The 12,718-nt window shown below is 64.1% G+C and carries 11 protein-coding genes and 1 pseudogene; 6 read left to right on the top strand and 6 right to left on the bottom strand.

Features of this window, described 5'->3' with window-relative positions; translation table 11 throughout:
• Nucleotides 1-121 precede the first annotated feature (121 nt).
• Complete coding sequence (locus PRZ03_RS00060) at nt 122-2,590, top strand: GGDEF and EAL domain-containing protein (RefSeq protein ID WP_273598455.1); 2,469 nt, start codon at nt 122-124, stop codon at nt 2,588-2,590.
• 32 nt (nt 2,591-2,622) lie between these two features.
• Here PRZ03_RS00060 and PRZ03_RS00055 read toward each other — a convergent pair whose 3' ends face one another.
• On the bottom strand, nt 2,623-3,726 hold the full coding sequence (locus tag PRZ03_RS00055; RefSeq protein ID WP_273598454.1) for an NAD(P)-dependent alcohol dehydrogenase: 1,104 nt from the start codon (nt 3,724-3,726) through the stop codon (nt 2,623-2,625).
• A gap of 164 nt (nt 3,727-3,890) precedes the next feature.
• On the opposite strand from PRZ03_RS00055, the gene PRZ03_RS00050 reads away from it, so the two are divergent.
• Nucleotides 3,891-4,307 (top strand): hypothetical protein, encoded by a 417-nt coding sequence (locus tag PRZ03_RS00050; protein ID WP_263532820.1) that lies wholly within the window; start codon nt 3,891-3,893, stop codon nt 4,305-4,307.
• A 58-nt stretch (nt 4,308-4,365) separates the two neighbouring features.
• Here the strand turns inward: PRZ03_RS00050 and PRZ03_RS00045 are convergent, their stop codons facing one another.
• The 3 genes from PRZ03_RS00045 to PRZ03_RS00035 all read right to left on the bottom strand — a co-directional run bounded on the left by PRZ03_RS00045 (nt 4,366) and on the right by PRZ03_RS00035 (nt 7,356).
• Nucleotides 4,366-5,049, bottom strand: a complete 684-nt coding sequence (locus tag PRZ03_RS00045) for a phosphatase PAP2 family protein (protein WP_273598453.1) — start codon at nt 5,047-5,049, stop codon at nt 4,366-4,368.
• Nucleotides 5,049-6,812 (bottom strand): phosphoethanolamine transferase, encoded by a 1,764-nt coding sequence (locus PRZ03_RS00040; protein WP_273598452.1) that lies wholly within the window; start codon nt 6,810-6,812, stop codon nt 5,049-5,051. The genes PRZ03_RS00045 and PRZ03_RS00040 overlap by 1 nt, the downstream gene beginning before the upstream one ends.
• 82 nt (nt 6,813-6,894) lie before the next feature.
• Complete coding sequence (locus PRZ03_RS00035; RefSeq protein ID WP_263532817.1) at nt 6,895-7,356, bottom strand: Lrp/AsnC family transcriptional regulator; 462 nt, start codon at nt 7,354-7,356, stop codon at nt 6,895-6,897.
• 139 nt (nt 7,357-7,495) lie between these two features.
• Between PRZ03_RS00035 and PRZ03_RS00030 the strand changes: the two genes are divergently transcribed.
• Complete coding sequence (locus PRZ03_RS00030; protein WP_273598451.1) at nt 7,496-8,437, top strand: DMT family transporter; 942 nt, start codon at nt 7,496-7,498, stop codon at nt 8,435-8,437.
• 50 nt (nt 8,438-8,487) lie between these two features.
• On the top strand, nt 8,488-9,204 hold the full coding sequence (locus tag PRZ03_RS00025) for a phosphatase PAP2 family protein (protein ID WP_263532815.1): 717 nt from the start codon (nt 8,488-8,490) through the stop codon (nt 9,202-9,204).
• 3 nt (nt 9,205-9,207) lie between these two features.
• Here the strand turns inward: PRZ03_RS00025 and PRZ03_RS00020 are convergent, their stop codons facing one another.
• Both PRZ03_RS00020 and PRZ03_RS00015 read right to left on the bottom strand, forming a co-directional pair.
• Nucleotides 9,208-10,011 carry a formate/nitrite transporter family protein gene (locus PRZ03_RS00020; protein WP_273598450.1) on the bottom strand — a complete coding sequence of 268 codons (804 nt, stop codon included), beginning with the start codon at nt 10,009-10,011 and terminating at the stop codon, nt 9,208-9,210.
• 53 nt (nt 10,012-10,064) lie between these two features.
• On the bottom strand, nt 10,065-11,288 hold the full coding sequence (locus tag PRZ03_RS00015) for an MFS transporter (RefSeq protein ID WP_273598449.1): 1,224 nt from the start codon (nt 11,286-11,288) through the stop codon (nt 10,065-10,067).
• A gap of 42 nt (nt 11,289-11,330) precedes the next feature.
• Between PRZ03_RS00015 and PRZ03_RS00010 the strand changes: the two genes are divergently transcribed.
• Nucleotides 11,331-12,398, top strand: a complete 1,068-nt coding sequence (locus PRZ03_RS00010; protein WP_273598448.1) for a GlxA family transcriptional regulator — start codon at nt 11,331-11,333, stop codon at nt 12,396-12,398.
• Between the two features lie 167 nt (nt 12,399-12,565).
• A pseudogene (locus PRZ03_RS00005) lies at nt 12,566-12,718 on the top strand (IS5/IS1182 family transposase); the annotation flags it as partial.

Genomic DNA, 12,718 nt, shown 5'->3' with positions numbered 1-12,718 from the left:
TGCGCATTTTTTTTGAACTCACCGAAGCGGTTGGACGGCGACTATCTCGGCCCTTGAAAGTTTGGGCCGAATTGAGCCATGCCGCCCTCACTCGATCCTGCGCCGATAAACTGCCGCCACGATGAATCAGCAGAGCTTGCAACCCGAACCCACCGCAGCGGCTCTGCCCGCCAGCGACATGGCTATGGCCTTGGCCCATTTGCCCCAAGCGCTGCTGGTGTTCGATGCCCAACACCGGCTGATCTTTGGCAACCCTGCCTGCGCAAGCTTGCTGGATCTGCCCACTGAGCTGCTGGCGCGTTGGGTCGCCGAGCGCTGCACGGGCCAAGAAATCGCTAGCCATCAAGGCGCGCGAGGAGAACCGGCGGAGGACTTTGCCCCTGCGCAGAATTCGAGCCGCACGCGCCGCACCGCAGCGGGCAAAACGCTTCAGCTCACGACCCAGATGCTGCCCTGCGGCGGCTGGCTGAGAAGCTACTGCGACGTCAGCGCTCTGGCTGCGGAGTTGGAGGCCAAGAGCGCCAGCGAGGTGGTGCTGCGCTTCGCCCTCGAAGGGGCTGGCGACGGTGTCTGGGATTGGGATGTTAGGGCCAACATCACCCAGTATTCGCGCCGCTGGAAAGAGATGATGGGCTTTTCAGGCGCCGATCTGGACAGTGACATCTGCTACCGCGAACCGCCCAGGATTCACCCCGATGACTTCGACGCGGCCTGGGCCGCCGTGCATGCCCATCTGGCAGGGAAAACGCCCGGCTATGTCAGCGAGCACCGCCGCATGCACAAGGACGGCAAATGGCGCTGGCTGCTGGCCCGCGGCATGGTCGCAAGCCGCGACGCCGAGGGTCAAGCCCTACGCATGACGGGCACCAGCACCGACATCACCGCCCGCAAGCTCGCCGAAGAGCAATTGCTGTTGGCCGCCAATGTGTTCAAGCATGCCCGCGAAGGCATCGTCATCACCGACGCCGCGGGCAACATCATTGATGTCAACGAAACCTTCAGTCAGATCACCGCTTACCCGCGCGAAGCCGTGTTGGGCCGAGCCGCCCTGATGTTGCGTTCGTCGGCGCAAGCGCCCGGCTTCTACACCCAGCTATGGCGCGATCTGCACGCCGGCGGCTATTGGAGCGGTGAGCTGTGGATTCGGCGCAGCGCGGGCGATATCGTTGCCATCATGCTCACCATCAGCGAGGTCAAGGGCAAAAAGGGCGAAACGCAGAATTTTGTCGCGCTGTTCACCGACATCACGCAAACCAAGCACCATCTGCGCCAACTTGAACGCAACGCCCATTTCGACGCACTCACCGGCATGCCCAATCGGGTCCTGTTGGCCCAGCGGCTGCAGCATGCCATGGCGCAATGCCGGCGCCGCAAGCTTTCTTTGGCGGTGGCCTATCTGGATCTCGACGGCTTCAAGAGCATCAACGACCGCCATGGCCACGCCACCGGCGACGAGCTCTTGATTGCCGTGGCCAATCGCATGCAGTCGGTACTGCGGGACGGCGACGTGCTGGCACGCATTGGCGGCGATGAGTTTGTGGCGGTATTGAGCGAACTCGCGCAGCCGCGCGATTGCGAACAGGCCTTGGAGCGCCTGCTGCAAGCGGCCAGCGCGCCAGTCCAGCTGGGTGACTTGCTGCTGGAGGTTTCCACCAGCATTGGCGTCACGATCTATCCTCAAGACGGCGCCGATGCGGACCGACTGATCCGCCATGCCGACCAAGCCATGTATCTGGCCAAACAAGCCGGCAAGAATCGCTTTCATCTCTTCGATATCGCACACGAAGCTGCGGCCAAGCAGCAGCGCGAAGGCTTGGCGGAGATGCGCAACGCCCTCGCACTCGGCCAATTCAAGCTGTGCTACCAGCCCAAGGTCAATATGCGGACCAACGCCGTGGTCGGCGTCGAGGCGCTGATTCGCTGGCAGCACCCTGAGCGCGGCGAATTGCCACCGGCGGCTTTTCTGCCGCTGATCGAAGATCAAGCGCTCAGCGTGGATGTGGGGGAATGGGTGATTGCGCAGGCCCTGCGGCAAATTGCACTCTGGCGCGCCGAGGGCCTGGACTTGCAGGTCAGCGTCAATGTCTGCGCGATGCAACTGCAGCAAGCCAATTTTGTGTCGCGCCTGTCCGCATTGCTGCTCCCCACTGCGGGGGAGCAGCAATGCGGCCTGCAGTTAGAGGTGCTGGAGACGAGCGCCCTGGAAGACATGGCCCAGATGTCCAAACTGATGCACGCCTGCCAAACCCTGGGTGTGCATTTCGCGCTTGATGACTTCGGCACCGGCTATTCATCGCTGACTTACCTGCGCCGCCTGCCGATCGAGCTGTTGAAGATCGACCAGACTTTTGTCCGTGACATGCTGAGCGACCCTGACGATCTGGCCATCGTCACCGGCGTGATCGGCCTGGCCAAAGCCTTCGGTCGCCAGGTCATTGCCGAGGGCGTGGAGACCGCCGCGCATGGCGCGCGCCTGCTGGGCCTGGGTTGCGAGCTGGCTCAGGGTTATGGCATCGCCCGCCCCATGCCGGCCGCCGCCGTGCCCGCCTGGGTAGCCGCCTGGTCTGAAAAGCCGCACTGGCTGGCCTGAGCGCAGCGATTGGCGCGCAGGCTGGCCCGACCCTAATCCAAGCTCAGCAGCAAATTGCCCACCTTCTGCCCACTCAGCGCCAAATCAAACGCGGCTGCAATCTGCTCAAGCGGCATGCTGCGATCAATCAGCGGCTTGAACTCCCCGCGTTCGAGCAGCCCGCCTACGAAAGCCATGCTTTCCAGCGGCCTGAAGGGCACCGGAAAGATGACCTTGGGCCCGGGCAAGATAGGCGAGAGCAGCGCCAGCAAGGGATTCTGCAGATAAGCCCCCAGCTCGGACGAGATGTAAACGCCCGCAGGCCGCAACAGGGGGCGGCAGGCGGCAAAGCTGCTCTTGCCCACCGCGTCGAACACATAGTCGAACTGTCGCCCTTGCTCCTGGGTGAAGTCTTGCTGCAAGTAATCAATCACCCGATCGGCACCCAGCGCTTTGATGCGCATGAGCTGTGGCGTGGCGCAGGTCGCCGTCACCTGCAGGCCAAAATGCTTGAGCAGCTGCAGCAAGGCCGAGCCAATCGCGCCAGACGCGCCGTTCAGCAGCGCCGTCTGCCCGGGTTTCAACTTGACCTTGTTGATGAAGTTGTAGGCATAGTGAGCCCCCTCTATGCTCGCTGCGGCTTGCTCAAAGCCGATGCCGGCTGGCATCTTCGCGACCGCCTTGTCCTGCCGCAGCAGCATCTGTTGGCTATGCGAGCCAAGCCCGGCATCGTCAAATCCCCAGACCCGGTCACCGACCTTGAAGCGATTCACCCCACTGCCGACAGCCTCGACTTCACCAGCGAAATCGGTGCCGCTTGCATGATGGCGGGGTCGCCTCAGGCCGCAAATAAGTCGCATCACGAAGGGCTTGCCGAGCAGGATGGCGCAATCGGTTCGGTTCACGGTCGCCGCCCGCACGCGGATGCGAATTTCGCCCTCTTTGGGCGCTGGTACAGGCAGCTCGCGAATCGACAACACAAGGGGCGGGCCGTAACGGTCTCGATAAGCTGACTTCATCGCGACGAATGTAGCAGTTGCGGCCTGCAGCTGTGCTGTGCCCCACAAGCGGGGGCCGGCCTCGCCGAGCATGGCAAAAAAGAAACAAACGGCCTCGGCTTCCGGGCCGGTATTGATGCAAGTGAAGAAAACCAGCATGAAAACCCGTAATATGTCTCAGGTTTTGCAGGATTGGACTGCGCAATCGACTGCGGCGCTGCTAAGGCGCTGCTAAGGCGCTGCAGATGGTGCCAGCGAACCTGCATCTGCATCCGAGTTTGTTGACTCTGTGCGTTTTTATGACTTTTCTTGAAAGCACCACCATGAAGAATTCCATCGCCGCTGTTGCCGTCCTCGTCTCCTTGCTGGGCGGCGCCGCTCAAGCTCAAGTTACCGCAGCAGCAGCCATGCCTGCCGCAACTGCGCCGGCCAAGGCCGCCACGGCCAGCACCGACCCTATCGTGGTGATGCGCGCCGAGCAGCGTGCAGCTCGCACCGAGTTCAACAACACCGTGCGCCCACTGCGCGCCGAACGCGCTGCCACCATCAAGGCCGCTCAAGACAAGGCCGGCGCTGAAGCCAAGGCCGCCGGCAAGGACCCCTTGGTGGCCCGCCGTAACGCCAAGGCCGAAGCCACTGCTGCAACCAAGGCTGACTTCGACGCCAAGATGAAGGCCGCAACCGAAGCCCGCAGCGCCGCCATGGCCGCTGCTGCCGCCAAGCGCGCCGCTGCCAAGTAATCACTCGGCTGACGCAAATGAGAAAGGGGCCAGTCGGCCCCTTTTTTTATTACTCGGATCATGTGGCCGTTTTGCGGCCTCGCCTGCGGGCGTACAGATCGGCCAGCACGCACAGCGTCCAGCAAATGAAACCCGTCCACAAGGTGTGGCTGAGGTAATGCGCACCGCGCGCCATCTGGGCCAAGCCAAAAGCCGCGCCGAAAGCCAACACCAGGCCAAGAATCACTCGAGCCAGCGTCGGCCGATAGGGCCGCCATAAAAAATACAGGCCGAAGAAACCGAACGCGGCAATCGCATGGCCGGACGGGAAGCAATGGCCCGGCCCGCCGTCATAGACCCCCATCAGCCAATGCGGCACATAGTGAGCCGCGCCGCCAAACTCGCCCAGCTCCCAGGGGCAGCTGGTCAAGTTGACACGCTTGAGCGCGGGCACGAAGACGATATTCGCCACCGCCACGCCCAGCCAGAACAAGCGCTCCCGCTTGCTCGGCGTCATGGGTTTTGGCTTGACCCACAGCGCGTCGCTGAGCTGCCAGATCAGCACCGCCCAGCCCAGCGCCCGCCCACCTTCATGCGCCAGCGTGCTGGTCAGCCAGGCTTCGCGCCAGGGAAAGCCTTCGGCCGTGCCGAACTGGCGTACCAGCGGCAAATCCAGGCCGCTGAACTCCCATAGCGTCAGCAAGAACAGGCAGATCAGAGTGATGGCAAGGTCGCGGCGCCAGACCGGGTTTGCGGCCGCCATCACTTGAGCACCGCCCCGTTGCCGGGAACGCGGCATTGCCCGGCCAAGTCCAAGCTCGGCTCCAGCAAGGTGCTGCGCACATCCAGCAGCCCCATCAAGGTGTGGAACAGATGATCATGGCTGACCGGTGTGGCGGGCGTCTGGGCAGCGCGGCCGCGCAGGCAGTCCCAGTCCAGGCCCGCCCCGCCGGCAAAGCCGCTGCTGGCCCACATCAGCATGGGCACGCGGGTCTGCACATCGGGCGCAATCGCATAGGGGATGCCATGCAGGAACAGGCCGTTCTCGCCCAACGATTCGCCATGGTCAGACACATAGAGCAGCACCGTATCGACCTCGGCCGCGCGGCTTTTGAGCTTGGCGATCAGGCTGGCCAGCACATGGTCGGTGTAGAGCAGGGCGTTGTCATAAGCATTGGCGATTTCTTCCTTGCTGCACAGACGCAAATCGTCCTTCTCGCAGGCCGGCACAAAGCGCTTGAAGGCGGGCGGGTAGCGGCGGAAGTAAGAGGGCCCATGGTTGCCCAATTGATGCATCAGCCAGAACTGCGGCGCCGCACCCGGCTTGAAGCCCGCGACCACCTCACTGAGCCGGCCGTCAAGATCGGCAATCAAGCCTTCATCCAAGCAGCGCTCGCCCTCGCACAGGCCCGGCGCATTGACTTTGCTCACCGCGTCATTGGGCAGGCCGTCGCACACGCCTTTGCAACCCGATTGGTTGTCGCGCCATTGCACGCCGACCCCGGCACGGGCGACGATGTGCAGCAGCGAGTCGGTACCGCGTATGCGGGCCTCGTCATAGTCGCGCCGCCCAATGGCCGAGAACATGCAGGGCAGCGAGGTCTCGGTATTGGTGCCGCAGGCCTGCACATCGCGGAAACTGATCAGGCTTGAGCCCGGCTGCGCGGCAATCTCCGCCAGTTGTGGCGTGGTCTGGCGGGTATAGCCGTTCAAGCCCCAGTTGGCGGCGCGAGCGGTTTCGCCGATCACCATCACGACGACCTTGGGCTTGGTGCGGCCCGCCCAGCTTGGGCCGGCTGCGGCGTCCAGGCCCACCGCTTGACGGGGCTTGGCCGCGCCGCGCGCTTCGGCCGCCAGCGTGCTGCCTAGCGACCAGACATAGTTGGACGGCGTGATCAGGTAGCGGATCTCTTTGTGATTGCGCATCAGCGAGGAGAAAGGCTGGAACACCGACATCACGCTGGCGACCATGGCCAGCACCGCCACCACGATCAGCCCCAGCCGCACCAGCACCGCGCGCCGCCAGGGCCGGTTGACAATGCGCACCCGCCACAGCAGCAGCAGCGGCAGGCCGGCGTAGATCAACACATGCAAGAGCAGCGCGGCCGAAATCAGCTCGCTGGCCTCGGCGGGGTCGGTGCGCAAGGTATTGCGCACCATCGTCGGGTCGAGATAGACGCCGAAGGCCTGCATGAACCAGCTGGCGAAGGCGGTCGTGATGATCAAGACCACCAGCAGCGGCTTGAGCGTCCAGCGGTTGGCCACCAGCGCCAGCAAGAACAGGTGCAAGGCCAAGACCAGCACCACCATGGCGGCGGCAAAACCCCAGGCGCTCGGGTCGTCAAAGCTGCGCCCCTTCAAGGCGGCGCTGAAGAAGAAGCGGTTGGCCGTCAGCGCCCACAAGAGGCTGACGGCGAGCAAGACCTGCTCAACAGTGGCCGGAATGGTCAGGCGGCTGGCGCTGCCTGGGGCGGCCCCGGGTTGCTTGGCCAATGACGTCGATGGCGTAGATTTAAATAAGCTCATGGCCGGATTGGACACTATGCGCAGCGAGTGCCGCCGAAGCAGGGCCAAAAAGGCCGGCCGTTCTTGGACAAATCAGCAGCGGCTACTTGAGTGCCTTCAGCGGCAACGGCGCGCCGCTCTTGACGCAGCGGATCGCAAAATTGCTGGTGATGTCTTGCACCATGGGCAGCGCCTGCAGGCGGCGCACGATGTGCTCGTAACTGCTCAGCTCGCTGACCACCACTTCGAGCAGATAGTCATGCGCGCCGCTGACCACATGGCAGGCCACCACCTCGGCCATCGCCTCCATCGCCGCTTCAAACTGCTGCACTGCATCCTCGCGGTGATGCATCAACCGCACATTGACGAACACCGTGGTCGCCAGCTGCACCGCTTTGCGGTCCAGCACCGCCCGATAGCCGGCAATGAAGCCGGCATCTTCCAGGCGCTTGAGCCGACGCGCGCAAGGGCTTTGCGACAGCGCCACCCGCTCGGCCAGCTCGGCGATCGAGAGCCGGCCGTCGCGCTGCAGCAGTTCCAGTAATTGGATGTCTATTTTGTCCATGGCTCGAAATCGTCAATTTCACGCATTTTATTGGATGAATCCACCCTTGCAGCCGAGATTAAACCGCCATTTGAGTCGATATCGTCTGGGGTCACGCCGGAAAATTTGACCTTTCCAGCAGTAGATTCACTCCCGCAGCATGCCCAGCCCAGCAGTACCCATCATTTCCGCAAGCCAGCAAGCCATCACCCATCGCCCGCTGGCCGCCAAACCCAGCCTTGACCTGCTGGGCTGGGCCGCGCTGGCTTTGACGCTGTGCATCTGGGCGGCTTTCTTCATCTCGCTGCGCGCTGGCGCTCGCGCCGCGCTGCCGCCGGCCGAGCTGGCGCTGCTGCGCTTCGGCCCGGCCGGGCTTTTGTTCATGCCTTTGCTGTGGCGGCGGCGCGCGCGCTTTGCGCAGGTGCCAATCAAACTCTGGCTGATGATTGTTTTGGGCGCGGGTCTGCCTTACTTCTTGATCGCCGGCTGGGGTATGCGCCACGCGCCGGTGGCCGATGGCGCGACACTGATCCCCGGCACCTTGCCGCTGTTCACCGCCCTGCTGGCCGCCGCCCTGCATGGCCGCGCCGCCTTGGCGCGCTGGCCCGCGCTGCTGTGCATTGCTGCCGGCATCGCCACCATGCTGGCCTTGAAGGCCGGGCAAGCCGGTTTGGCTCAGGGTTATGCCATATTCTTGCTCGGCAGCCTGATGTGGTCGGCCTACACCTTGGCACTGCGCCAAGCCAAGCTGTCTCCTATCGAGGCGGCGGCGCTGATCTCCAGCGTTTCGCTTTTGCTACTGCTGCCTTTGCTGGCCTGGCAGGCAGCCCAAGGTGGCTTGAGCCTGCCGACGCTGCCGCGCGAGCAGCTCTGGCTGCAGCTGCTGATTCAAAGCATAGGCGTGGGCCTGATCTCGACGCTGAGCTATAGCTTTGCCGTCGCCCGCCTGGGTGCGCAGCGCAGCGCGATGGCGGGCGCGCTGACGCCGGTCTTGGCGACCCTGCTGGCCTTGCCCATGTTCGGCGAGCAGCCGGATCTGGTCACCATCGTCGGCATGCTCTTGATCGCAGCAGGCGTGTTGTGGGGGCAGCGCAAGGCTTGAGCCTCGCCACACCGATCGAGCACTTTTTGCCTGTGGCGGAAAATACCGCCATGCAAAAGCAAACAGAAATGCCGGACGATCATGATGATGATGACGCGGCAGACACAAAGCCCTCACCGGACCGCTATGGCAGGGTGGTCAAGACCCTGCTGCCCGGCTTTGCGGCCGCCCTTTTAGCTTGGAGCTTTATCGAGATCAGCGGCGCCATGCTCGACGGCGGCACGCGCGGCGTCGACACCGCCTTGCTGCTATGGGCTCAGCAGGCACGCAGCGCTCAGCCCTGGGTGGTCTCCGTGCTGCGAGATTTGAGCGGCATTGGCAGCACGGTCTTCCTGACCCTGCTGACGGTCGCCGCAGTCGGCTATCTTTTGTTGGTGCGGCGGGCAGTAACGGCTTACCTACTCGCCAGCTCGGTGATCAGCGGCACGTTGGCGGTGTTTTCGCTCAAGGCGGCGTTTGGGCGAATTCGCCCCGACGCCGCGTTCGCGGTGATGATTGAGCCGGGCCTGAGCTTCCCTAGCGGCCATGCCAGCCTGTCGGCGCTGGTGTTTCTGAGCCTGGGCGCGCTGCTCGCCAGCACGCGCAGCAAACCGGCGGAGCGGATCTACATTCTGTGTCTGGCCGGGCTGATGACCTTGCTGGTCGGTTTGAGCCGGGTCGCGCTGGGCGTGCACTGGGGCTCGGATGTCTTGGGCGGCTGGGCCTTTGGCAGCGCCTGGGCGCTGGTCTACCTCTTGCTCGCGCGCAGATTGGCGCGGCACCGCTAAAGCTCATGGCACCGGGTGCCGCGTTCCGCGCAGATAGATCACCCAGTAGACCCCGGCCACCAGCAGCGTGCCGCCGGCCAAATTGCCCAGCACCACGGGCACCAAATTGAGCAACAAGTCGGCCCAGCTCAGCGGCGCGCCAAGCGCCATGGCGAGCGGAAAGAAGTACATATTGGCGATCGAATGCTCGAAGCCCGCCGCCACAAAGGCGCTGATCGGGAACACGATGGCCAGCACCTTGTCCGTTACGCTGCGGCCCGCCAGCGCCATCCACACCGCCATGCAAACCAGCATATTGCAGAGCACGCCGCGAAAAAAGGCCTCGCTCCAGGGCAGGTCGGCCTTGGCTGTGGCGATGCGTATCGCGGTCTCGGCCACCGCGCCGCCATTCAAAGCGCCATGGCCCGACAGGAACACCAGCAAGCCCAAACCCGCCGCGCCGACAAAATTGGCCAGCGACACCACCAGCCAATTGCGCAGCACTTGGCCCGTGCTGACGCGCCCGCTGGCCCAGGCCATCGCTAGCAAATTGTTGCCGGTAAACAGCTCGGCCCCCGCCACAGTGACCAAGATCAGCCCGAGCGAAAAGCCCAGGCCGCCCAAGAGCCGCGACGCCGCAAAGCCAAGCGTCGGGTCGCTGAGCACCAGCGTGTAGACCAGGGCGCCAAGGCCTATGAAAGCACCGGCCAAGATGCCCAGCAAGGACAGCGTTAGCAGCGGCAAGCGCGCCTTGATAACGCAGAACTCGTTGACCCGCTCGGCAATCTCTTTGGGCGAGTAGGCGTCCAGACCAAAGACCTCTGCCATGGCTAGCTCCCGTTGACGGGTCGATCTTAGAACTTATCCGCACCCGGCTGCGTTCAGATGACATGCAAGTTCAGCTGACGCTGTTTCCGGAGCGATCCATACAGCGTCGCACCGCCGGCGAGCGCCAACAGCGGCAAGATGCCGACCTGGATGGCCGACCAGCCCCAGGCATTGAAGACCACGCCGGCCAACAAGGAGCCGCCGGCCGCCACCGCCGCCGTGATGAACTCATTGGCCGCTTGCGCCCGCGCCCGGTCGGCCGGGCTGTCATCGGCAAAGCCCTGGGTCAAGAGCGTGCTGCCGCCGACGAACATGAAGTTCCAAGCCAAGCCATTGAGCATCAGCGCCAGGCCAAACAAGAGCGGCGTCTGTCCGGCCAGTGCCGCCGCGCTACCGAGGCCAAAGAGGGCCGCGCCAAGGCCAAGCATTGGTGCCACGCCAAAGCGCGCAATCAAGCGGCCACTGAAGAAGCCCGGCACATACATGGCCAGCAAATGCCACTGAATCACCGAGGCCGCGACGCTGACCGGCAGGCCGCAGCCGACCACGGCCAGCGGGCTGGACGTCATCACAAACATCATCATGCCGGCGGCCAAGGCACTGTTTGTCGCGGCCACCAGGAAGGCCGGGCGGCGCAAGAGGCGGCCCAGCGGCGTCGAAGAAGCTGCGCCGCTCGCCCGCACGGCGGATGTCGCTTCACCCTGGCCAGCCAAGCGGCTCAGCACCAGCGCCCCCAACATGGCCAGGCCCAGCAAGACCAGGTAGGAGCCGGCAAAACTGTGACTCGGCACCGCCTCCCGCGCCCAGGCCGCCAACGTCGGGCCGACCAGCGCGGCCAACACGCCGCCGCTGATCACCCAGGCGATCGCACGTGCCTTGTACTCGGCTGGCGCCGCCTCATTGGCGGCAAAGCGGTAGTACTGGGCGCTGGCTGCGAACAGACCCAAGGCCAGATTGGCGAGGCAAAACAACAAGAAGTCATTGCGGGCGATGGCCCAGGCCGCCAAGGCTCCGCCGAGCGCGCCGCTCAAAGCGCCAAGCATGAAGACCTTTCGACGACCCCAGCGCAGCATCAATAGCGAGACCGGAATCGTGCTCAAGGCCGTGGCCACGGTGACCAGCGCATAGGGCAGGGTGGCCAAGGCACGGCTCGGTGCCAGCATCGCGCCGACCAGGCCGGTGAGCGTGAGGCCGATGGCCGAGGCGCAGACGAACAGCGCTTGGCTGAGCACCAGCAGGCGGACGGTGTGGAGGGGGCTTTGATGTTGTTGGTTCATGCTGCATAGCTTATGCTTGAGTTCTATGTCCGTATCGACACAATGACCGCAAAAACTGCCAAAACTGCCAAACCACTCGCGCCGGCCGAGGCGCGCCGCACCATCGTGGTCGTCGCCTATGAGGGCTGCCAGTCGCTTGACGTCACCGGCCCCTGGGAGGTGTTCAGCAAGGCCAATGGCTTCTGCCAAACCGCCGGCCGGGCCTTGCCCTACCGCCTGCTCTTGGCCTCGCCCGAGGGTGGGCCGGTGACCAGCAACTCAGGCCTGCAGCTCGGCCCGACCACGGCGCTGTCCGCCTTGCGCGGTGAGATCGACACGGTCCTGGTAGTCGGTGGCAATGACGCGGTGCTGGAGCAGCCGGGTTCGGTGCCAAGGCTGATTCCCTGGTTGCAGCGCCGCGCGCCCCAGGTGCGCCGCATGGGCAGCGTTTGTACCGGCGCGTTCGCGCTTGCAGCGGCAGGGCTCTTCGATGGCCGGCGCGCCACCACGCATTGGCAGTATTGCGAGCGCCTGAAGCAGATGTTTCCAGCGGTATTGATGGAGCCGGATGCGATCTATGTGGCCGACCCGCCGATCTACAGTTCGGCCGGCATCACGGCGGCGATTGATTTGTCCTTGGCCTTGGTCGAGGCCGATCTGGGTCAGGCGCTGGCCTTGCAGGTGGCGCGCAATTTGGTGCTGTACTTGCGCCGGCCCGGCGGACAGTCGCAATACTCGGCGGGGCTCCAGGCGCAGACACAAGCGAGCAGCAGGTCCGGTAGCGGGGGCAAGGCGGGTCAACGCTTGGGAGAGTTGTTGAACTGGATGGCTGAGCATCCGGCCGTGGACTTGAGCATTGCTGCGCTGGCCTTGCGCGTGCATATGAGCGAGCGCCATTTCGCGCGGCTGTTTTTGAGCGAGACCGGGCAAACGCCGGCGCGCTTTGTCGAAGCGCTACGGCTAGACCGTGCCAAGTCGCATCTGGAGCAGACGAGCTGGCCTTTGGCACGGGTGGCGCAGCGGGCCGGCTTTGGCTCGGTGGACAGCTTGCAGCGGAGTTTGAAGCGGCATAACGGGATTACGCCGGAGGAGTATCGGGGGAGGTTTTCGGGGGTTGGGGGTGGGGGCTAGACGGCGGGTACGTTGCGCTGGACTTTGGGCGTTGACTACCAAGTCGGCCCTGCAAAACCCCGCCAACCCCCATGGCCACTGACATCTCGGGGTGAATGCCAATGGCCAGAACTCCCAAAAAGATATTCAATCGCTATTGATTTCTGGGAGTTCTGGAGGGTAAAACGATGGCGACCGACGACTTCTTCCGCGCACGTTTGGACGGGATGGTGGATCCCCAGCACCCGCTGGCGGTGTTAGCTCGGCGCCTGCCCTGGTCTCAGATTGAAACCTCATTGGCGCCGCTGTTTGCGCGCAAGGCCCGATTGGGCAAGTCGCGC

The sequence above is a fragment of the Roseateles albus genome, from assembly GCF_028595345.1.
Taxonomy (GTDB): domain Bacteria; phylum Pseudomonadota; class Gammaproteobacteria; order Burkholderiales; family Burkholderiaceae_C; genus Paucibacter_A; species Paucibacter_A albus.
The sequence above is the reverse complement of the archived record's forward strand: the minus strand, read 5'-3'. Positions and strand labels throughout refer to the sequence as shown.

Coding starts and splice junctions, on each gene's coding strand:
- PRZ03_RS00030 (WP_273598451.1), top strand. CDS start 7,496: ATGCCCAGCCCAGCAGTACCCATCATTTCCGCAAGCCAGCAAGCCATC.
- PRZ03_RS00055 (WP_273598454.1), bottom strand. CDS start 3,726: ATGCTGGTTTTCTTCACTTGCATCAATACCGGCCCGGAAGCCGAGGCC.
- PRZ03_RS00035 (WP_263532817.1), bottom strand. CDS start 7,356: ATGGACAAAATAGACATCCAATTACTGGAACTGCTGCAGCGCGACGGC.
- PRZ03_RS00050 (WP_263532820.1), top strand. CDS start 3,891: ATGAAGAATTCCATCGCCGCTGTTGCCGTCCTCGTCTCCTTGCTGGGC.
- PRZ03_RS00025 (WP_263532815.1), top strand. CDS start 8,488: ATGCAAAAGCAAACAGAAATGCCGGACGATCATGATGATGATGACGCG.
- PRZ03_RS00040 (WP_273598452.1), bottom strand. CDS start 6,812: ATGAGCTTATTTAAATCTACGCCATCGACGTCATTGGCCAAGCAACCC.
- PRZ03_RS00015 (WP_273598449.1), bottom strand. CDS start 11,288: ATGAACCAACAACATCAAAGCCCCCTCCACACCGTCCGCCTGCTGGTG.
- PRZ03_RS00060 (WP_273598455.1), top strand. CDS start 122: ATGAATCAGCAGAGCTTGCAACCCGAACCCACCGCAGCGGCTCTGCCC.
- PRZ03_RS00010 (WP_273598448.1), top strand. CDS start 11,331: ATGACCGCAAAAACTGCCAAAACTGCCAAACCACTCGCGCCGGCCGAG.
- PRZ03_RS00045 (WP_273598453.1), bottom strand. CDS start 5,049: ATGGCGGCCGCAAACCCGGTCTGGCGCCGCGACCTTGCCATCACTCTG.
- PRZ03_RS00020 (WP_273598450.1), bottom strand. CDS start 10,011: ATGGCAGAGGTCTTTGGTCTGGACGCCTACTCGCCCAAAGAGATTGCC.